We start from the raw sequence: 20,615 nt of genomic DNA, 5'->3' as shown, positions 1-20,615 counted from the left end.
ATAAAGGCTCACTCAGAATTAATCGGTCTTTTGCACAGGTTCAATGGAACCCGCAGCCGCGCATAAACGTCTTAATATGCGTCAATACCAATACTCAAGTCGAATCAGCATGAAACGCACACTTTCCGTCAGCATTTTCAGCATTTCCCTCCTGTTTAGCGCCCTGACGCTGGCAGCCACCGCGCTGCCCGACCAGTGGAAGACCCTGCAGCCTGAACGCGAGCAGGTGATCGCGAGCCTGAACATGGTTGAACTGCTCAAGCGCCATCATTACAACAAGCCACCGCTGGACGATGCCCGCTCGGTCAAGATCTACCAGAGCTACCTGAAATTGCTCGACCCTTCGCGCAGCTTTTTCACTGCCCAGGACATTGCCCAGTTCGATCCTTGGCAGAGCAATTTCGATGACTTCCTCAAGGGCGGCAACCTCAAGCCCGGCTTCGCTATCTACAAGGTCTATCTGCTGCGTCAGCAGGAACGCCTGCAGTTTGCCTTGCAGCAGCTGTCCAAGGGCGTCGACAGCATCGACTTCACGGTTGACGAGAGCCTGCAGATAGACCGGGAAAAGGCGCCCTGGGCACGGGACAACGCCGAACTCGATGACCTCTGGCGCATGCGCCTGAAGGATGAAGTGCTGCGCCTGAAGATTGCCGGCAAGGACCCCGCGGCGATTCAGAAGCTGCTGAGCAAGCGCTACCAGAACCAGCTGAACCGCATTGCGCAGACCCAGGGAGAAGACATCTTCCAGGCCTACATGAATGCTTTTGCGCAAACCTACGACCCGCATACCAATTACCTTTCCCCGGAAGGCGCGGAAAACTTCGACATCAACATGAGCCTGTCGCTGGAAGGCATCGGTGCCGTGCTGCAGACCGACAACGAATACGTCAAGGTCGTGCGCCTGGTTCCGGCGGGCCCGGCGGAAAAGACCAAGCAGGTCGCCCCGGCGGACAGGATCATTGGTGTCGCCCAGGGCGACAGCGAAATAGTCGACGTGATCGGCTGGCGCCTGGATGAGGTGGTCAAGCTGGTGCGTGGCCCCAAGGGCTCGGTTGTGCGCCTGGAAATCATCCCTGCCACCAACGCACCGAATGACGATACCAGCAAGATCGTGCACATCACCCGCGAGGCGGTGAAGCTGGAAGACCAGGCCGCCAGCAAGTCGATCATCAAGCTGAACCACGCTGGTCGCGACTACAGCATCGGCGTGATCACCGTGCCGGCCTTCTACCTTGACTTCAAGGCCTATCGTGATGGCGATCCGGACTACAAGAGCACTACCCGCGATGTCAAAAAGCTGCTCGGCGAACTGCAGGCAGACAAAGTCGATGGCGTGATCCTCGACCTGCGCGACAACGGCGGCGGCTCGCTACAGGAAGCTACCGAACTGACGGGGCTGTTCATCGACCAGGGCCCGACCGTACTGGTGCGCAACAGCGACGGCCGCGTCGATGTGCTGGCCGACGAAGAGCAAGGCATCTTCTACAGCGGCCCGCTTGCCGTGCTGGTCAATCGCCTCTCGGCTTCTGCCTCGGAGATCTTTGCCGGCGCCATGCAGGATTACCACCGCGCACTGGTCATCGGCGGCCAGACCTTCGGCAAAGGCACGGTGCAGACTGTGCAACCACTCAACCATGGTGAGCTCAAGCTGACCCTGGCGAAGTTCTACCGGGTTTCCGGCGAGAGCACGCAGCATCAGGGTGTAATTCCCGACATTGCCTATCCGTCGGTTCTCGACACCAAGGAAATTGGCGAAAGCGCCCTGGATGACTCCATGCCCTGGGATCGTATCGATGCGGTCATCGACCCGAAGAGCGACCCGTTCAAACCATTCATCGCCGAACTGACTGCCCGCCACGCGCAACGCACCGACAACAACCCGGATTTCGTGTTTACCCGCGACCGCCTGGAACTGTCTAAGCAACTCATGCTCGAAACGTCAGTCAGCCTGAACGAAAGCAAGCGCCGCGCCCAACAGGCAGACCTGGATGCCCGGCAGCTGGCCCTGGAGAACAACCGCCGCGTGGCCAAGGGTGAAGTTGCGTTGAAAGAACTGAAGAAAGAAGACGAGGACGCCCTGCCGGCAACCGAGGACAAGATCAAGCCCGAGGATGACGCCTACCTCACCGAAACCGGGCGCATCCTGCTTGATTACCTGGGCCTGAGCTCAGCGGTAGCGGCGCACTGACGACCTCAGCCAAGCTCTCCACATGACAGAAGGCCGGCAATCACTACCGGCCTTTTTGTTGCCCGCGCGACACAGTTGCGGTTCTCTGCCTTTTTACCGCACCTGCCCGACTCCATTGCCGAATAAACAGCAGAAACAGCCGCGGTCGATAGCGGCCGCCACAATCGTCACTTATCATGAAAAAACATGCCCGGTTGTGCATTCCTTTGCGCAGGACTTCATCCTGAAACCCTGTCAACCGAGTGTCCAGACCATACCCGGCAAGTGCCTTCAGGTACCGCACATTCAAGGAGTGTCCAATGGATCAGCTATCCGGCGCCGATAACGTCTCGCTGTTTGCCGAGCGCGGCAATGTGTACAACCATGTCGGGGTGATGCTGATCTATGACGTGACAACCGCTCCCGGCGGTGCTGTGCGCTTCAAGGATATCCTCCAGCACTTCGAGGAGCGCCTGTACCTGCACCCGGTCTTCCGTCGCCACCTGGCCACGGCGCCCTTTGCCCTGGATCGTCCTTATCTGGTTGCCGATACGCTGATCGATGTGGAATACCATATCCGCCACATCGCCCTGCCAGAGCCGGGCGACTGGCGCCAGTTGATGATCCAGGTAGCCCGCCTGCACTCACGCCCGCTGGACCGCACCCGTCCCCTGTGGGAGGTATATGTGATCGAGGGCCTGGACAATATACCCAACCTGCCCAAGGGGGCCTTTGCAATCTTCCTCAAGATCCACCACGCCGTGGTCGACGGCATGGCCGCAGTGCACCTGCTGACACAACTGCACACGCAAACCCCCGAACAGCTGCATCCTGTCAATATCCGTCCGACCATCGTTGGCGAATACAATCCATCAACCTATGAACTGCTCACTCGCTCGGTGGCCAATAGCGTTGGCCGAATTGGCAAGCTTGCCCGACTTTCCGCCAGTAGCGCCCTCAAGCTGCTCGCCGCCGGCAGAAAGCAGCTCGGTCACCTTGACGAGATGGATGCCGGTTCCATCACCAACATGCTCAAGGGTCTGCTGCCACCCCGCGCCCCCCATACCCGTTTCAGCGAGAAAGTGTCCGGCAATCGCGTGATGGAAGGGTTTGGCATGCCGCTGTCACGCATCAAGCGTATTCGCAACAAAGTGCCCGGCAGCACCTTGAATGACATTTTCATCAGCGTCGCCGCTGGTGCCGTACGCAAGTACCTCGAGCGCAAGGGCGAACTACCGGAAGAGTCGCTGACCTCGCTGATGCCTATTTCCCTGCGCACCGACGCCTCAAGTGGCGGCAACGATGTCGGCGGCATACCGGTCAGCGTCTGCTCGAACATCGCCGACCCGATCGAGCGCTTGAAGGCCGTGCATCATGCGACGAAGGAAAGCAAAACGCGCGCCGAAAAAGTTGGGCTGGATGTACTGAAGAACCTCTTCGAGGTGCTGCCATCCATGCTGGTCAACGTGCTGCTGAACAACCTGATCCTGCCTACGATCAACATGACCACCTCCAACGTGCGCGGCCCGGACAAGCCAATTTACCTGGCGGGCGCCAAGGCCATGTGCATGTATCCGGTGAGCATCCCGGCAGACGGTGGCGGATTGAATTTCACCGGCATCAGCTACAACGGCGTGATGTGGGTTTCCATGGTCTCCTGCCGCAAGATGCTGCCGGATCCCGGCCTGATGCTGGCCTGCATGAACGAATCGTGGAGTGAACTGCTGATCGCCGCCGATCAGCTGCCGGACCCGGCAGCACAGGCGGCGAAGAAACCAGTGCGAAAAAGACGTACCGTTAGCACTGCGGCGTAAGCCCCGCCGGAGCGTCCAGAACCAGGGCCTAAGCAGTTGAAAGTCAGGATAAATTCGGCGCAATGGGTTGACACAAAGAGGGCTCGCTAGAATAATGCGCGCCACAAATGGCAACGTAGCTCAGTTGGTTAGAGCACGGCATTCATAATGCTGGGGTCGGTGGTTCAAGTCCACTCGTTGCTACCAGACAAATCAAAGGCTTACCTTCGGGTAGGCCTTTGTTGTTTCTGGACTGCGATAAAGCCAACCGGCATGCACTGCCCTGGCGGATAATGCGCCCAAGGTTTGTTTCAGTGTACCGAGGGAGTCACACCGCAATGTTCGAGATCAGACCGTGGGATCCCTTGGCCTATCGCCGACAAACACGCCGCAGCACGCTGATCATCGTCGCGACTTTCGCCCTGCTGGCCATGCTGCTGGCAAATGCTGCCGTGGCGCTGTTCGGCGAAGCCGCAGGCGATAATTTTCGCTGGAACCTGGGCGGCGTGCTGCTCGGGCTCGGGCTGACGCTGGGCCTGGTGCGCTACCGGTTTCTCGCGCAACCCTGGATGGCCGCAGCCATCTATGGCTGGCAGCTCAAGCGCAGCCTGATGCGCATTACCAACGTCATGCACCACGTCAGCAGCGGCGTGTCCGCCAACGCGCCGGATGCGCTGAAGCTGCTGCGTTTCTACCATCTGGGCATGGCGCAGATGCATCTGCTGGATGGTAACTCCAGCGACCTCGGCCAGCTGTCCCGGGAAAGTGAAGAGCACTGCCAGCGCATGGCGGCACTCGGCCTGGACACCGACCAGCCGTGCCTGAATCCCGCCTGGATTGCAGCGGTAAAGCAGGCTGCAGCCAGCCGTACCCCAACCTAGTCGCCGGGCTCAGACAACCGCTTTGTGCCGGGGCTTCCAGTTGGCCACCAGCAGGCCGCCGAAAATCAGCACGGCACCCACCCAGTGAAAGCCCTGCAACGCTTCATCCAGCAATAGCCAGCTGAGGATGGCGGCGAACACCGGCATCAGGTAATTGCTCAGGGCCACACGCGATGCCCCGAGCACCTTGATCCCGTAATTCCACGCCAGATAGGCAAACAGCGAGGCAAACAGCGCCGTGTAGGCAATCGCGGCCAGATTGGCGGCGGACAGGGCAAACACTTCACCGCGTGCCAGTTCCAGCAGATAGAACGGCAACAACATGGGTATCCCCAGGGCAATCAGCAGGCCCAGCAAGTGCAGCGAAGCAATCCCAGCCAGGCTGGCCGACCAGCGCCGCAGCAACAGCGAATACAGCGCCCAATCCGCAATCGACAGCATTATCCACAGGTCGCCACGGGTGAACTGCAGGGCCAGCAGATTATTCCAGCTGCCGCTGCTGATCAGGACCAGCAAACCACCCGCAGCCAGCAGCATGCCCCACCAGGCGCGCCGCTCAGGCCACTCGCCGAGCATGATTCCAGCCCCCAGAAACAACACCAGCGGCAAACAGGTATTGAGCAACGTCATGTTGATCGCCGTAGTGGTCTGCGCTGCCTGGTAGAGCATGGCGCTATAGCCGGCAATCGACAGGGCGGCCAGTATCAGTAGCTGCCACCAGGCTTTGCGCAGCAACTCGCGCTGCCGCCATAGCGGTCGAGCGATAAACGGCAACAACAGGATCAGGGCCAACACCCAGCGCCAGAAGGCCAGGCTCATCGGCGGTATGACCTGATGAAAAGCACGCGCAACAAGGGCATTACCGGCCCAGAACAGGCTCGCCAGCACCAGACCCGTCCATGCCAGGCCTGAGCCGCTGGAGGTCGCACGCAACAGGGTCATGGCGCGCGCAGGCGGTACTGCGACGGAACCTGATTGATGCTGTCGATGGTGACGTTGAGACTTTTCCAGATGCCGTTCTTGATGCTGTAGATGCAGCCGTGAATCGACAGCGACTGACCGCGCTGCCAGGCATTTTGTATGATCGTGGTGTGACTGACGTTGGCTACTTGCTGAATCACGTTCAACTCGCAGAGACGGTCAACCCGCGACTCCTCGTCAGGCAACTGGGACAGATGATCCCGATGCTCGTAATACAGGTCGCGAATCGATCTGATCCAGCCATCAATCAAGCCCAGCTGAACATCCTGCATGGAGGCGCGAACGCCACCACAACCATAGTGCCCGGTCACCAGAATATGCTTTACCTTGAGCACGTCCACCGCGTACTGGATAACGGAGAGACAGTTGAGATCCGTATGCAGCACCACATTCGCCACGTTGCGATGGACAAACAGATCACCGGGTAACAGACCGACGATCTCGTTTGCCGGCACCCGCGCATCCGAGCAACCAATCCAGAGAAACTCGGGAACCTGCTGGCTGGCCAGTTTGGCGAAAAACTGCGGATCTTCTTCCTTGATCGACTCGGCCCAGCGGGCATTGTTATCAATCAACTCCTGCAAATCGCTCATTCTTGGTTTCCTTGTCTGACTCTCTGCACCTTACGAAGGCATCGCCGCTTTGACAAGCCGGTTGCCGGCCCGGTCACAGTTGCGCCTGGCGCTGCCACCAGCGATTGAGCACCGGCGGCCTGGCTTCAGCAAGCTGCTGCCAGTGCCGATGCCAGTCCTGCGCCTCCTGCTGCAGCCGCGGCCAGTCCGGTTCGGTCAGTTGCAGCTGCTCCAGCAGGCGCGGCTCCAGCAGATCGCGACTGGCTTGCAGCGCCTGACGAAACTCCGCATCACCCAGCGCCCGCCTATGCACCGACTCGAAGCGCCACCAGCGGCTTTGTTCCAGTGGCTGCGCGGCAGCACTGAGCAAATCGGCACCCGCACCCTCGGCAAAGCCCAGCGGCTGGAACAGGCTCATGCAGGGCGCGGACGTGGCAGTCGCCGCCATGCGCGGCCCATCCGCCGCCAGCCGGGCAATCAGGCTGGCGGTGGTTTGCGAGGGCCGCCAGATGCGCCCGGCGTGCATGCACACCTGCCGGTTGTTATGCCGTTCGAAATCGTCATGCCGGGATCCATGATTGCGCAAGGCAGCGGCCAGTTCGCCCCAGCCAGCAGTGGCCGGACAGCTCGAGAGAAACTGCTGGTTCAGCGCCCGGCGCTGATGCGCACCACCAATCCAGGGCAGCAGGCGCGTATCGAAGGCGCGGGCAAAGTGAAAGTCCCCCCGGCCATTCCAGCAGCCCAGGCGCCGGGCCTCACCCGGCAAGTCCGGGCTGCTCAGGTCGAACTCGCACCCCAGGCTCAGGGCATTGGAAATCGCCCAGCGTTCCACCCGCTTGGCCGCCCACAGCTTGCCCGCGGTTTCCAGCACCCAGGCCTCGTTCGGGTCAGCCAGCAGGAAACTGCTGTCATAGCGGAACTGCTTGTCGCGGTAGCCGCCGGCCCCCGCCTGCCCGTAACGCTGCAGCTGCTCGGTGAGCACCGCGATACCCTCGCGCGCAGTTGCGGCGCGCTCGAGTGCCAGGCGCAGCAGGTCCATGCCGAGCAGCGCCTCGCCCTTTTTCGCGGTCAGCCGGGTGAATACCGCCTCGTTGCCGATCGCCAGGCCGTGTTCGTTGACGCCCATCTCGGCGCCCCAGATCCAGCTCGGCTGACTGAGAATGACCGCATGCCGATCCGCCGTCTGGGCTACCTCGACATAGGTTGCCCGTACCTGCCGCGCCGTATCGCCGCGCACGGCTGGCAGGCGGATCAGCCGCTGCGGCTCGGCCGCCTCGCGGTCGCTGTTCTTTGCCAGCCAGCTGACGCCCTGCTGGCGCAGGACCAGAGTGTCACACATGAACGGCTCTCCCGATTTCAGTCTGCCCCAGTTTGCACGGCCTGGCCGGCGGGTCCACTGCCGCATGAAAAAAGGCCAGCCCCGCAAGGGTAACTGGCCTTTGCATTGAACAACCGAACCTAGAGCGGCTTGCCGCGGTTACCGTGGGCCGCGACAAAGCCCTGCACGGCTTGCAGGTCATTGGCCAGCACGCTGAAGCGCTCCGGCCGCTGGAACAGATCGGCCAGATGTGGCGGCAACTCGGGAGCCTTGCCAATCCCGGCCTGCTCCACCGCTTCCGGGAACTTGACCGGGTGTGCGGTACCGAGGATGACCATGGGCGTGGCCAGGTTGCGCCGGCACTCGCGGGCGGCCTTCACGCCGATCGCGGTATGCGGGTCGAGCAGCTCGCCACACTCGGCATACACCTGGGCGATGGTCTGGCAGGTCTCTTCGTCGCTGACGGCCAGCGAATCGAACAGCTTGCGCGCCTCGGTCCAGCGGTCCTGCTCGACGCTGAAGCCGCCGCCCTGCTTGAAGGTCTCCATCAACTGGGCGATGGCGGCGCCATTGCGGCCGTGCAGGTCGAACAGCAGGCGCTCGAAGTTCGACGAGACCATGATGTCCATTGACGGCGACAGGGTCGGGTGCAGGGTGTCCTTGACGTACTGATTGCCGCTCATGAAGCGGTGCAGGATGTCATTGCGGTTGGTCGCGACGATCAGCTGGCTGATCGGCAGGCCCATGTTGCGTGCCAGGTAGCCGGCGAAGATGTCGCCGAAGTTGCCGGTCGGCACCGAGAAGGCGATGGAGCGCGCCGGACCGCCAAGCTGCAGGGCCGCGTGGAAGTAGTAGACGATCTGGGCCATGATCCGCGCCCAGTTGATCGAGTTGACCGCCACTAGCCGGGTGCCCTTGAGGAAGCCCTGGTCGGCGAAGCTGGCCTTGACCATCTCCTGGCAGTCATCGAAGTTGCCTTCGATGGCGAGGTTGTGGATGTTGTCGCCGAGGATGGTGGTCATCTGCCGGCGCTGCACCTCGGACACGCGGTTGTGCGGGTGCATGATGAAAATGTCGACATTGTCACAGGCCTTGCAGCCTTCGATCGCCGCCGAGCCGGTATCGCCGGAGGTGGCGCCGAGGATCACCACGCGCTCGTTGCGCCGCGCCAGCAGGTAGTCGAGCAGGCGACCGAGCAGCTGCAGGGCGAAGTCCTTGAACGCCAGGGTCGGGCCGTGGAACAGCTCGAGCACCCACTCGTTGCCGTTCAGCTGGCGCAGCGGCGCCACCGCGCTGTGGGCAAATACCGCGTAGGTCTCTTCGAGAATCTTCTTGAAGTCGGCGTCCGGGATGCTGCCGGCAACGAACGGGCGCATCACCCGGAAAGCCAGCTCGTGATAGGGCAGCCCGGCCCAGGAAGCAATTTCCTCCTGGGTAAAGCGCGGCAGGTTTTCCGGCACGTACAGGCCGCCATCGCTGGCCAGGCCGGCCAGCACGACATCTTCGAAATTCAGGGCCGGTGCCTGGCCACGGGTACTGATATAACGCATGCTGTTCGCCTTTCCTGATTTAGTACTTAAGCCAGTTGCTCAACACGGATCCGCATGACCTGGCCGGCCACGTCATCGAGAGCTTCCAGGGCCGCAATCGCATCGTCCATGCGCTGCTCGGCCACCCGGTGGGTCAGCAGGATCATCGGCACCAGGCCATCGTGTTCTTCGGCTTCCTTCTGCATCACCGACTCGATATTGATGCCGCGCTCGGACAGGATGCTCGCCACCTGCGCCAGCACGCCCGGGTGATCCTTGGCCTGCACGCGCAGATAGTAGGCGCTCTCGCACTGGGCAATCGGCAGGATCGGGTGGTCGGACAGCTCGTCGGGCTGAAACGCCAGATGCGGTACGCGATTCTCCGGATCGGTGGTCATTGCCCGCACCACATCGACCAGATCGGCGACCACCGAGGAAGCCGTCGGCTCCATGCCGGCGCCGGCACCGTAATACAGGGTCGAGCCGGCAGCATCGCCATTCACCATCACCGCATTCATCACGCCATTCACATTGGCGATCAGACGGTCGGCCGGAATCAGCGTCGGATGCACGCGCAACTCGATGCCCTTGTCGGTGCGGCGCGCCACGCCCAGGTGCTTGATGCGATAACCCAATGCTTCGGCATAGGTCACATCGGCGCTGGTCAGCCGGGTGATGCCTTCGGTGTAGGCCTTGTCGAATTGCAGCGGAATGCCGAACGCGATGGACGCCAGGATGGTCAGCTTGTGCGCGGCATCGATGCCCTCGACGTCGAAGGTCGGATCGGCTTCGGCATAGCCGAGCGCCTGGGCTTCCTTGAGCACATCGGCAAAGGCCCGGCCTTTTTCACGCATCTCGCTGAGGATGAAGTTGCCGGTCCCGTTGATGATCCCGGCCAGCCAGTTGATGCGATTGGCCGACAGCCCCTCGCGAATCGCCTTGATCACCGGGATGCCGCCGGCCACGGCGGCCTCGAAAGCGACGATCACGCCCTTATCGCGCGCCCTGGCGAAGATTTCGTTGCCGTGTACGGCAATCAGCGCCTTGTTGGCCGTCACCACATGCTTGCCATTCTCGATGGCTTGCATGACCACTTCGCGGGCCACCGTGTAGCCACCAATCAACTCGATGACGATGTCGACCTCGGGATTATTGACCACCGCAAAAACGTCAGCGGTGACCGGCGTGCCGGAAGTATCGCAACGCGAATTGGGTCGGCGGGCAGCAATCTGCGCAACCTCGATACCACGCCCGGCACGGCGGGCAATCTCCCCGGCATTGCGCTTGAGTACATTGTAAGTACCACCGCCGACGGTACCCAGACCACAGATGCCCACTTTGACCGGTTTCACGCTGAAGCTCTCCATCATCTCTGCACGAAGCGGCCGGGCAATGCCCGGCCGCTGATTGAAGGTCTGCACATTACGAAGCCGGCGATTTTACGTCAAATCGGCGCCAAGGCACGTGTTATTTGGCCTTCAAGGCCAACTCGGCGAGCTCTCGAGCCGGCTGGTAGCCGGGGATCAGCTGCCCATCGGCGAGGACAATCGCCGGTGTGCCATTGACCCCGATCATCTGGCCCAGTTCGTACTGTTTGGCCACCGGATTGTCACAGGTGGCCGCCGGCACTTCCTTGCGCGCCTTGGCCAGATTCATTGCCGCCTGGCGATCCTTGCTGCACCAGACGCTGACCAGGGTGTTGTAGCCGTGGCTGTCGATCCCCTGGCGCGGGAAGGCCATGTAGCGAACCTCGATACCCAGGCGGTTCAGTTCGGGCACTTCGGCGTGCAGTTTCTGGCAGTAGCCGCAGTCGGTGTCGGTGAAAACGGTAATGTGGGTTTTCGGCTTTTCCGGGGCAAACACCACCATCTCGGCAACCGGAACCTTTTCCAGCATTTGCGCAATCGCCGTGCTGGCATGCTTTTCGGTCAGGTTGACGACATCGCCGTCCTGCATCTGATAGAGATTGCCCTGCAGCAGGAACTGCCCGTCGGCACTGGCGTACAACAGACGCCCACCCTTGAGCTGGACCTGGAACAAACCGGGCATGGCACTCTCGGCAATGGCCTCGATCGGCAGGTCTGGCTGGATGGTCTTGAGGGTTTTTCGAATGGCCTGGTCCGGATCTGCGGCATGGACGATTGCGGTGGAAAACGCCAGCGCCAGGCCGGCAAACAGGGGTAGAAAACGCATGAAAAACTCCTCTGATTGAGCCGCAAAGCCTACCACACCAGCACCCAAAACCCTGCCGTGGTTCCCGGCAGATGGTTACGGCAGATTACAGGTCAGCCACGCGGGTGATGACGGGCATGCAGGTCCTGCAGACGCGCGCGGGCGACGTGGGTATAGATCTGGGTGGTCGACAGGTCGCTGTGCCCGAGCAGCATCTGCACCACGCGCAAATCGGCACCGTGGTTAAGCAGATGAGTGGCGAAAGCATGCCGCAGCGTGTGCGGGGAAAGCACCTTGGCGATTCCGGCTACCTGCGCATGCAGCTTGATGCGGTGCCAGAAGGCCTGCCGGGTCATCTGCTCACCGCGCTGGCTGGGAAACAGCACGTCGCTCGGCTTGCCCCCCAGCAACTGCGGACGCGCCTCCTGCAGATAACGCTGCAGCCAGGCGATCGCCTCCTCGCCCAGCGGCACCAGGCGCTCCTTGCTGCCCTTGCCAAACACCCGCAGCACCCCCTGGCGCAGGTTGACCTGTTCCAGGCTCAGCGAAATCAGTTCGGTTACCCGCAAGCCGCAGGCGTAGAGGACTTCCAGCATGGCGCGGTCACGCAGGCCCAGCAGCTCGGCAACCTCTGGCGCCATCAGCAGTGCGTCGACATCGGCCTCGCTCAGCGACTTGGGCAACGGCCGGCCGATTTGCGGCATGGAGACCTGCAGGGTCGGATCTTCGGCGATACGTCCCTGGCGCAGCAGATAGCGGTAGAAGCCGCGCAAGGCAGACAGAAAGCGTGCCGTCGAACGCGCCTTGTAGCCACCCTGCAGGCGCCAAGCCAGGTGATCGAGAATGATTTCACGGCCGGCGCCGGGCAATTCCAGACCACGTTCGAGGAGCCAGGCATTGAACAGTTCCAGATCCGAGCGGTAAGCATCGCGGCTATGCGCCGACAGCCCCTTTTCCAGCCAGAGGCTGTCGAGAAACTCGTCGATACAAGAATGAGCACATGGAGTCATGAAGGCACTGCACAATCAGCTTGGTGGCGACAGTCTTTCACAGGGTCATGGCCCTGCACCAGAATCTTGCTCAGCCGACTCACTCCGGCCGCAACCGCGCAACCGTCAACCTGAACCCAGCAAACGAGGCGCACATGCACGAGAACCCGCTGGACACGCCAGCCCCCGACACCAGCCTGATCACCCTCACCCACATCATTTATGCCCTGCATGCCTTTGCCATCATCACGGGGATCGTCGGTAGTGCCACAATCGTTGGTTCTTTCCTCGGCAGCCTGCCATCCATCCTTGCGGTGATTCTCAACTACGCCAAACGCAGTGAAACCCGCGGCAGCTGGCTGGAAAGCCATTTCGACTGGCAGATCCGCACGTTCTGGTTCGCCTTGTTGTGGCTATTGCTAGCCGTGGTGCTGGCGTTCACCGTGATCGGCCTGCCGCTGACCATCGCCATCCTCATCGGCCTGACCGTCTGGGTGGTTTACCGCATCTGCCGCGGCTGGCTGGCACTCAACGACCAGCGCAGCATTCCCTGAGCCCGGCGCTGCCGGATCCAGGACATAAAAAAAGCAGCCCGGAGGCTGCTTTTCTGGACCAGGGGAAGCGGCTTAAACCAGCTTCTCCTTGATGCGTGCTGCCTTGCCGGACAGTTCGCGGAGGTAGTACAGCTTGGCCTTGCGTACGTCACCGCGACGCTTGACGGCGAGGCTGTCAACCAGCGGCGAGTAAGTCTGGAAAGTACGCTCCACGCCAACACCGTTGGAGATCTTGCGCACAGTGAAGGCGCTGTTCAGGCCACGGTTACGCTTGGCGATTACCACGCCTTCGAACGCCTGCAGACGCTGACGGTCGCCTTCCTTCACTTTTACCTGAACGATGACAGTGTCACCCGGGGCAAAAGGAGGAATCACTTTGCTCATCTGCTCAGCTTCGATCTGCTGAATGATCTTGTTGGTCATGCTGTGCTCCTAAGACAGGCGCGGCCTGCCATCGATACGTTAACTATCGTCCCGCTGGCGAAGGTATTCCGCCAGCAGCTTTTGTTCTTCTCCAGAAAGCGAGCGGCTATCCAGAAGATCAGCACGGCGTTCGCAGGTACGTCCCAGGGACTGCTGCAGGCGCCAGCGCCGGATATGTTCATGATTGCCACTGAGCAGCACATCAGGAACACGCTTGCCTGCATACACCTCGGGTCGGGTGTAGTGCGGGCAATCGAGCAGGCCATCCGTAAAGGAGTCCTCCTCAGCGGAGTCCGCGTGGCCCAGGGCCCCCGGAAGCAACCGCGTTACTGCATCAATCAGCACCATTGCCGGCAGCTCACCGCCGGACAACACGTAATCGCCAATCGACCATTCCTCATCGACATGCGCTTCAATAAAGCGCTCATCAATGCCTTCATAACGTCCGGCAATCAGGATCAAAGCATCCTCGCTTGCCAGCTCACGGACGGCCGCCTGCGTCAAACGGCGTCCTTGTGGCGACAGGTAGATCACCTTCGCCTTTGCCCCTGCAGCCTGCCTGGCATCTGCCAGCGCGCGCTCCAGCGGCTCGATCTTCATCACCATCCCGGGGCCGCCGCCAAACGGACGATCATCCACGGTCTGGTGCCGGTCTTCGGTGTAGCTGCGCGGATTGCGGCAGGTCAACCGCAGCAACCCCTGCTTCACCGCACGACTGGTAATACCGTACTCGCTGATGGCCGCAAACATCTCCGGAAAGATGCTGATGACTTCAACCTGCAGGCTTTTCATGCCGCTCAGAAATCCGCATCCCAGTCGACGCGAATCTCCCCTGCCTGCAGGTCAACCGCTTGCACGCACTGCCCTGTATAGGGCAGCAGCCGCTCGCGGTCATCCAGGCTGCCGGCACACGGCTTGACCACCATGACATCGTTGGCACCGGTTTCCAGCAGGTGGTCGACCTTGCCGAGCAACTGCCCCTGCAGGTCAATGACCTTCAAGCCTTGCAACTGATACCAGTAGAACTCGCCGTCATCCAGCGCCGGCAGCAGGCTGCGCGGCACGCAAATGTCAAAGCCCGCGAAGCTGCGAGCTTCTTCGCGGTCATCAAGTCCCTTGATCTTTGCTACCAGAAACTTGCCTTGCGGGCGGCCACTGGCGAGATCAACCTGCCGGCTTTCACCATCACGCCTGAGTGTCCAGCGCGGATAGTCGAGCAGGTTGTCAATCGGGTCGGTAAAGGAATAGACCTTCACCTCACCACGCACGCCGTGCACACTGTAAATCTTGCCGAGAACGATCAGATCCTCGGCAGCTGCAGGCGATGCGCTCATAAAGTGCTTAGGCAGCAGCCTTGGCCGCTTCCTTCAACAGCTGAGCAACGCGCTCCGAGAGCTGTGCGCCTTGGCTCAGCCAGTAGCTCACACGCTCCTGATTGACCGACAGGCGCACTTCAGCACCAGCAGCAACCGGGTTGAAGAACCCAACACGCTCTTTAAAACGACCATCGCGCGCATTGCGGCTATCGGTCACGGAGATATGGTAAAAAGGGCGCTTTTTGGAGCCACCACGGGCAAGACGGATGGTTAGCATTGGGCTTCGTTCCTATAGTCAGTGCTTTGCTAGCGGGATATTCGCCGAGGCTTGAGGGCCCCGAAAGGGCGCGTAGTTTAAGGATTATGCCGCCGGATGCAAAGCTCTTTTTCCTGCCAGCCATCTGAAACCAGCTTTACAGCTTCGGCATGCCACCTCCCGGAAGCATGCCGCCCATGCCGCGCATCATCTTGGCCATGCCGCCCTTGGCGGTGAATTTCTTCATCATTTTCTGCATCTGCTTGTGCTGCTTGATCAGCTTGCCGACATCCTGCACCTGGGTGCCGGAGCCCATGGCGATGCGCCGCTTGCGCGAACCACTGATGACTTCCGGGTCACGCCGCTCCAGCGGCGTCATGGAGTTGATGATCGCTTCCATCTGCTTGAACTGCTTCTCTGCAGCCCCCTGAGCATTGCCCATCTGTGCCAGATTGACGCCGCCCATCATCGGCAACTTGTCCATCAGGCCGCCCAGACCGCCCATGTTCTTCATCTGCTGCAGCTGATCACGGAAGTCTTCCAGATCGAAGCCCTTGCCCTTTTTCAGCTTTTTCGTGAGTTTCTCGGCCTTGTCGCGATCCAGCGACTGCTCAGCCTGCTCGATCAGGCTGAGCACGTCACCCATGCCCAGAATGCGCGAGGCGATCCGGTCAGGATGGAACGGATCGAGCGCATCGCTCTTCTCGCCCATGCCGAGAAACTTGATTGGCTTGCCGGTGATCGCCCGCACCGACAGGGCGGCACCACCCCGCGCATCGCCGTCAACCTTGGTCAGGATCACCCCGGTCAGCGGCAGCGCCTCGTTGAAGGCCTTGGCGGTATTGGCGGCATCCTGACCGGTCATGGCGTCGACCACGAACAGCGTCTCGATCGGCTTGATGGCGGCATGCAACGCCTGGATCTCGCCCATCATCTCGGCATCTATATGCAGGCGACCGGCGGTATCGACCAGCACTACGTCGATGAACTGCAGCTTCGCCTCGCGAATCGCCGCCTCGGCAATGGCTACCGGTTGCTGGTTCAGATCGGACGGGAAGAAGGTGACGCCCACTTCGGCGGCCAGGGTTTCCAGCTGCTTGATCGCCGCCGGACGGTAAATGTCCGCAGAAACCACCATCACGCTTTTCTTCTTGCGCTCCCTGAGGAAGCGCGCCAGCTTGCCGACCGTAGTGGTCTTGCCGGCACCCTGCAGACCGGCCATCAGGATCACCGCCGGCGGCGTGGCATTCAGTTGCAGGTCTTCGTTGGCGGCCCCCATCAGCTGCTCGAGCTCTGCCCGCACGATCTTTACGAAGGCCTGTCCCGGGGTCAGGCTTTTCGATACCTCGGTACCGACGGCGCGCTCCCTGACGCTGTTGACGAAATCCTTGACCACCGGCAGTGCCACATCGGCCTCGAGCAGGGCCATGCGCACTTCACGCAGGGTTTCCTTGATGTTGTCTTCGCTGAGCTTGGCCTTGCCCGTGACATGGCGCAGGGTCTGCGACAGGCGATCTGTGAGATTGTCGAACATGCGGGCTCCTTAGCGAGCGGAACTACGGCAAAGCCGCAAGTATACCCAAGAGCCGCAGGCGCCAACACCGCCGGCGGTCTTTCGTGAGCGGCAGGATGTATGCCACACTGAGGCTCTTTACAACGCACCACCCCGGACTTATGCCTCCTCTTTATTCCAGCCTGCTAGCCGCCAGCCTGTATGCCGCCGCCACTGCCTACCAGGGTGCCCAGCTGCTCCGGCGCAACGCGCCCGATCGCCTCCGCCTCGCCGGCCTGGGTGTTTCAGCGCTGGCCGTGCAGGTGCTGTGCCTGTATCTGCAACTGATTACTCCCGACGGCCTGGCGCTCAACTTTTTCAATGCTTCGAGCCTGATCGCCGCCGCGGTCATTCTGCTGACCCTGCTGGCCTATCAGCGCATGCCGGTTGAGAACCTGCTGCTGCTGCTTTTCCCGCTGGGCCTGCTGACGGTATTGCTGGCCCAGTTTGCGCCATCCGGCACCAGCGAGCCGATCAACGAACAACCCGGCATTCTGGCGCACATCGTGCTCTCGATCCTGGCCTATGGCCTGCTCACCATCGCCGTGTTCCAGGCGTTGCTGCTGTTGGTTCAGGATCATCAACTCAAGCACAAGCACCCGTCCGGCCTGATCAGAAACTTTCCACCGCTGCAGACCATGGAAAGTCTGCTGTTCGGCTTTCTCTGGGCCGGCTGGGGGCTGCTTTCGCTTTCCCTGCTCTCCGGCTGGCTGTTTGTCGAAGACCTGCTGGCCCAGCACCTGGCCCACAAGACCCTGCTCTCCTGCTTTGCCTGGGTGGTGTTCGGTGTGCTGTTGTGGGGACGCCAGCAACTTGGCTGGCGCGGCCATAAAGCCATCCGCTGGACCCTCGCCGGCTTCTGCCTGCTGATGCTGGCCTACTTCGGCAGCAAGCTGGTTCGCGAATTCATTCTGCATATCTAGGCCAATACCGTGGATGAGTTACACCCTGGCTACCTGATCGGCCTGCTGATTTTCCTGATCATTTGCTCGGCGTTCTTTTCCAGCTCGGAAACCGGCATTCTCAGCCTCAACCGCTACCGCCTGCGGCACCTGAGCAAACAGGGCCACCATGGCGCCAAGCGCGTCAGCGCGCTGCTGAGTCGTCCGGACCGACTCCTCGGCACCATCCTGATCGGCAATACCTTTGCCAACATCCTGGCGTCATCGCTGGCCACCGTTCTGGCATTGCAGCTCTGGGGCGATACCGGGGTCGCCATCGCCACCCTCCTGCTCACCTTCATACTGCTGATCTTCGGTGAAATTGCCCCCAAGACCCTTGCAGCCCTGCGCCCGGAGGCGGTGGCGTATCCGGTCAGCCTGCCCCTCTCGCTGTTACTCAAGCTTATTTATCCGCTGGTCTGGCTGCTCAACGGCATCAGTAACGGCCTGCTGCGCCTGTTCGGCCTTGACCCGTCCAGCAAGCACAATGACAACCTGACCACCGATGAGTTGCGCAGCGTGCTGCGCGACTCGTCCGGACACCTACCGGTCAACCGGCAGAACATGCTGCTCAGCGTACTGGATCTGGAAACGGTCACCGTCAACGACATCATGATCCCGCGCAACGAGGTCTGCGGGATCGACCTGGACGACCCGCTGGAAGCGATCATTGAGCTGCTGCGCACCTCTTCGCACACCCGCCTGCCGGTGTTTCGTGGCGACATCAACCAGATCGAAGGCGTGGTGCACATGCGCCAGATCGCCCGCCTGCTGGCCCAGAACCAGCTGACCAAGGATGACCTGCTGGCAGCCTGCAAACCACCGTACTTCGTGCCGGAAAGCACTCCGCTGTCGACCCAGCTGATCAACTTCCAGAAGCAGAAACGCCGCATCGGCATCGTCGTCGACGAGTATGGCGAAGTCATCGGGGTTGCCACCCTGGAAGATATTCTTGAAGAGATCGTCGGTGAATTCACCGTGCAGGACCCGTCACAACCCGGCGAGATTGCCCCCCAGGGCGACGACACCTTCATCATTGAAGGCGCAATCAACCTGCGCGACCTCAACCGCCAACTGGACTGGCAGCTGCCCTGCGATGGCCCGAAAACCCTTAACGGGCTGGTGACCGAAGCACTCGAAAGCATTCCGGAGAGCAGTGTCTGCCTGCAGATCGGCCCCTACCGCCTGGAGATCCTGGAAGCCAACGAAAGCCGTGTTACCCGCGTACGGGCCTGGAAGGCCGGCAAACGCTCAGTCGCAAAAACGCCCGCCGAGTAACTCGCACAAACCTTCGGCCCAGACCTGGTAGCCACGGACAGAAGGGTGATAACCATCCACTGCCAGATATCCCGGGGTAAATTCCAGCGCCACCCGGCAATGCTCTGCCCCCAGTTGCGCCGCCACTTCAGCCATGTGCCGGTCGAGCAGTGCCGCCCGCCAGCCCAGCAGGCGGCGCAACAGCCAGGGCAGCGCGGAGAAATGCTGGATTGGCGGCACGGCAGTGAACGCCACCATGCATTCCGGGCCACTGAAAGGCTGCGCCAGCGTCGCCAGTGCCGTCTGCCAGCGCCGGCGTGACGTGAAATGCGTGGTGTCGTTGACGCCAAACACCAGTAGCACCAGATCGAACTGCCGATCCGCCACCTGCGGCAGCAGGCGTTCACAGGCTTGCGTGGCGGCTATGCCGTTTTCACCCAGCGCCTGCCAGGCCACCGGCCGCCTGATCCGCCGGGCCAACTGCGCGGCGAACTGGCCCGCCAGCGCCTCCTGCTGACTGGTCACCCCCACACCCGCCACCGTGGACTCACCCAGCAACAGCACGCGCAGCGGTTCGCCGCACCCTTGCCCCGCCATGCCGGCCTGCGCACCAGCCGCCGGCTCGAGCCGGATCGCCCGGCGCCGGGCACACACAGCCTGTACCAGCAAAACCGGTAGCAGAATCAGCAACAACAGCCACCAGCCAAGCGTCGCCAGGCGGATCACAGCTCGACCTGCACCGCCCGCGCTACCCGACAGGCTTTCTGCCGAGCCTGCTCGATCGATTCATCCCGGGCCAGTGCCACGCCCATGCGGCGCTGGCCACTGACCTCCGGCTTGCCGAACAGCCGCAGCGCTGTGTCCTGCTCGGCCAGGGCCGCCTGCAGGTTGCCGAAGCTGACCGCACGGGACTCGCCTTCCACCAGGATCACCGCCGAAGCGGATGGGCCGAACTGGCGCACATGCGGTACCGGCAAGCCGAGGATAGCGCGCGCATGCAGGGCAAACTCCGACAGGTCCTGCGAAATCAGCGTGACCAGCCCGGTGTCATGCGGACGCGGTGAAACTTCGCTGAACCAGACCTGCTCGTCCTTGACGAACAGCTCGACACCAAACAGCCCGCGCCCGCCGAGCGCCTCGGTGACTGCGCGCGCGATGCGCTCGGACTCGGCCAGGGCATCGGCATTCATGACCTGCGGCTGCCAGGACTCGTGATAATCACCACGCACCTGACGGTGCCCGACCGGCGCACAGAAGGTGGTACCGCCGGCATGCCGCACGGTGAGCAGGGTAATTTCATAATCGAAGTCGATGAAGCCTTCAACGATCACCCGCCCCTTGCCGGCCCGGCCGCCTTCCTGGGCATAGTCCCAGGCCCCGCGCAGATCGGCAGCCGACCTCAGCACCGACTGGCCCTTGCCGGAGGAGCTCATGATCGGCTTGACCACACACGGATAACCGAGGCTCTGCGCAGCAGTTGCATACTCGTCGTAAGTGTCGGCGAAGTAATAGGGCGAGGTCGGCAGACCGAGGTCTTCTGCCGCCAAGCGCCGGATGCCTTCGCGATTCATGGTCAGACTGGCCGCCCGCGCCGTGGGGATCACCGTAAAACCTTCGGCCTCCAGAGCCAGCAGGGTATCGGTGGCAATCGCCTCGATCTCCGGCACGATGTAATGCGGATTTTCCTGCTCGATCACCGCACGCAAGGCCTGACCGTCGAGCATGTTGAGCACATGGCTGCGATGCGCCACCTGCATGGCCGGGGCGTTGGCATAGCGGTCCACGGCAATCACCTCGCAGCCCAGGCGCTGCAGTTCGATCACCACCTCCTTGCCCAGCTCGCCAGCACCGCACAGCAGGACCCGGGTCGCGGTGGGTGACAAGGGGGTTCCAATACGCAACATACGGATGCTC

The 20,615-nt window shown here is 61.6% G+C and carries 20 protein-coding genes and 1 tRNA gene; 7 read left to right on the top strand and 14 right to left on the bottom strand.

Annotated features, from left to right (window positions below):
• The first annotated feature begins 109 nt into the window (after positions 1-109).
• From ISX93_RS14160 to ISX93_RS14145, 4 genes are all read left to right on the top strand, one after another.
• The gene (locus ISX93_RS14160) at positions 110-2,188 is read left to right on the top strand and encodes a carboxy terminal-processing peptidase (RefSeq protein ID WP_195779389.1); all 2,079 of its coding nucleotides are present in this window, start codon (positions 110-112) and stop codon (positions 2,186-2,188) included.
• A 299-nt stretch (positions 2,189-2,487) separates the two neighbouring features.
• Positions 2,488-3,981 (top strand): wax ester/triacylglycerol synthase family O-acyltransferase, encoded by a 1,494-nt coding sequence (locus ISX93_RS14155; RefSeq protein ID WP_195779388.1) that lies wholly within the window; start codon positions 2,488-2,490, stop codon positions 3,979-3,981.
• Positions 3,982-4,090: 109 nt separating this feature from the next.
• Positions 4,091-4,167: transfer RNA gene (locus ISX93_RS14150), tRNA-Met, on the top strand.
• A gap of 131 nt (positions 4,168-4,298) precedes the next feature.
• Positions 4,299-4,841 carry a DUF3087 family protein gene (locus ISX93_RS14145; protein ID WP_195779387.1) on the top strand — a complete coding sequence of 181 codons (543 nt, stop codon included), beginning with the start codon at positions 4,299-4,301 and terminating at the stop codon, positions 4,839-4,841.
• A gap of 9 nt (positions 4,842-4,850) precedes the next feature.
• On the opposite strand, the gene ISX93_RS14140 is transcribed toward ISX93_RS14145, so the two are convergent.
• The 7 genes from ISX93_RS14140 to xerD form a co-directional block, all read right to left on the bottom strand.
• Positions 4,851-5,783 carry a DMT family transporter gene (locus ISX93_RS14140; protein ID WP_195779386.1) on the bottom strand — a complete coding sequence of 311 codons (933 nt, stop codon included), beginning with the start codon at positions 5,781-5,783 and terminating at the stop codon, positions 4,851-4,853.
• Complete coding sequence (gene can, locus ISX93_RS14135) at positions 5,780-6,415, bottom strand: carbonate dehydratase (protein WP_195779385.1); 636 nt, start codon at positions 6,413-6,415, stop codon at positions 5,780-5,782. The genes ISX93_RS14140 and can overlap by 4 nt, the downstream gene beginning before the upstream one ends.
• Before the next feature lie 73 nt (positions 6,416-6,488).
• Positions 6,489-7,733, bottom strand: coding sequence for a C69 family dipeptidase (locus ISX93_RS14130; RefSeq protein ID WP_195779384.1), 1,245 nt, complete (start codon positions 7,731-7,733; stop codon positions 6,489-6,491).
• A 119-nt stretch (positions 7,734-7,852) separates the two neighbouring features.
• A complete protein-coding gene (thrC, locus tag ISX93_RS14125) occupies positions 7,853-9,262 on the bottom strand; it encodes a threonine synthase (RefSeq protein ID WP_195779383.1) in 1,410 nt (469 codons plus the stop codon).
• Positions 9,263-9,288: 26 nt separating this feature from the next.
• Positions 9,289-10,593 carry a homoserine dehydrogenase gene (locus tag ISX93_RS14120; protein ID WP_195779382.1) on the bottom strand — a complete coding sequence of 435 codons (1,305 nt, stop codon included), beginning with the start codon at positions 10,591-10,593 and terminating at the stop codon, positions 9,289-9,291.
• Positions 10,594-10,708: 115 nt separating this feature from the next.
• Complete coding sequence (locus ISX93_RS14115) at positions 10,709-11,434, bottom strand: thioredoxin fold domain-containing protein (RefSeq protein ID WP_195779381.1); 726 nt, start codon at positions 11,432-11,434, stop codon at positions 10,709-10,711.
• Between the two features lie 92 nt (positions 11,435-11,526).
• Positions 11,527-12,423 carry a site-specific tyrosine recombinase XerD gene (gene xerD / locus ISX93_RS14110; protein WP_195779380.1) on the bottom strand — a complete coding sequence of 299 codons (897 nt, stop codon included), beginning with the start codon at positions 12,421-12,423 and terminating at the stop codon, positions 11,527-11,529.
• A gap of 134 nt (positions 12,424-12,557) precedes the next feature.
• On the opposite strand from xerD, the gene ISX93_RS14105 reads away from it, so the two are divergent.
• Positions 12,558-12,956, top strand: a complete 399-nt coding sequence (locus tag ISX93_RS14105) for a DUF4870 family protein (protein ID WP_195779379.1) — start codon at positions 12,558-12,560, stop codon at positions 12,954-12,956.
• A 72-nt stretch (positions 12,957-13,028) separates the two neighbouring features.
• Here ISX93_RS14105 and rplS read toward each other — a convergent pair whose 3' ends face one another.
• The 5 genes from rplS to ffh form a co-directional block, all read right to left on the bottom strand.
• Positions 13,029-13,379, bottom strand: coding sequence for a 50S ribosomal protein L19 (rplS, locus tag ISX93_RS14100; protein ID WP_195779378.1), 351 nt, complete (start codon positions 13,377-13,379; stop codon positions 13,029-13,031).
• Between the two features lie 39 nt (positions 13,380-13,418).
• On the bottom strand, positions 13,419-14,171 hold the full coding sequence (gene trmD, locus ISX93_RS14095) for a tRNA (guanosine(37)-N1)-methyltransferase TrmD (RefSeq protein ID WP_195779377.1): 753 nt from the start codon (positions 14,169-14,171) through the stop codon (positions 13,419-13,421).
• 5 nt (positions 14,172-14,176) lie between these two features.
• The gene (gene rimM, locus ISX93_RS14090) at positions 14,177-14,713 is read right to left on the bottom strand and encodes a ribosome maturation factor RimM (RefSeq protein ID WP_195779376.1); all 537 of its coding nucleotides are present in this window, start codon (positions 14,711-14,713) and stop codon (positions 14,177-14,179) included.
• Positions 14,714-14,720: 7 nt separating this feature from the next.
• Entirely contained in the window at positions 14,721-14,972 is a 252-nt protein-coding gene (gene rpsP, locus ISX93_RS14085) for a 30S ribosomal protein S16 (protein WP_195779375.1), read from the bottom strand.
• Between the two features lie 136 nt (positions 14,973-15,108).
• Entirely contained in the window at positions 15,109-16,485 is a 1,377-nt protein-coding gene (ffh, locus tag ISX93_RS14080) for a signal recognition particle protein (RefSeq protein WP_195779374.1), read from the bottom strand.
• 140 nt (positions 16,486-16,625) lie between these two features.
• On the opposite strand from ffh, the gene ISX93_RS14075 reads away from it, so the two are divergent.
• A complete protein-coding gene (locus ISX93_RS14075) occupies positions 16,626-17,426 on the top strand; it encodes a cytochrome C assembly family protein (RefSeq protein WP_195779373.1) in 801 nt (266 codons plus the stop codon).
• Positions 17,427-17,435: 9 nt separating this feature from the next.
• Positions 17,436-18,722 (top strand): HlyC/CorC family transporter, encoded by a 1,287-nt coding sequence (locus ISX93_RS14070; RefSeq protein WP_195779372.1) that lies wholly within the window; start codon positions 17,436-17,438, stop codon positions 18,720-18,722.
• Here ISX93_RS14070 and ISX93_RS14065 read toward each other — a convergent pair.
• Together ISX93_RS14065 and purT are read right to left on the bottom strand one after the other, a co-directional pair.
• On the bottom strand, positions 18,696-19,427 hold the full coding sequence (locus ISX93_RS14065) for an SGNH/GDSL hydrolase family protein (RefSeq protein WP_195779371.1): 732 nt from the start codon (positions 19,425-19,427) through the stop codon (positions 18,696-18,698). The two genes, ISX93_RS14070 and ISX93_RS14065, sit on opposite strands and share 27 nt — an antisense overlap.
• Positions 19,424-20,605 carry a formate-dependent phosphoribosylglycinamide formyltransferase gene (gene purT, locus ISX93_RS14060; RefSeq protein WP_195779370.1) on the bottom strand — a complete coding sequence of 394 codons (1,182 nt, stop codon included), beginning with the start codon at positions 20,603-20,605 and terminating at the stop codon, positions 19,424-19,426. The genes ISX93_RS14065 and purT overlap by 4 nt, the downstream gene beginning before the upstream one ends.
• Positions 20,606-20,615 lie beyond the last annotated feature (10 nt).

Source organism: Pseudomonas sp. N040 (assembly GCF_015637705.1).
In the GTDB taxonomy this organism is placed as follows: Bacteria; Pseudomonadota; Gammaproteobacteria; order Pseudomonadales; family Pseudomonadaceae; genus Aquipseudomonas.
The sequence above is the reverse complement of the archived record's forward strand: the minus strand, read 5'-3'. Positions and strand labels throughout refer to the sequence as shown.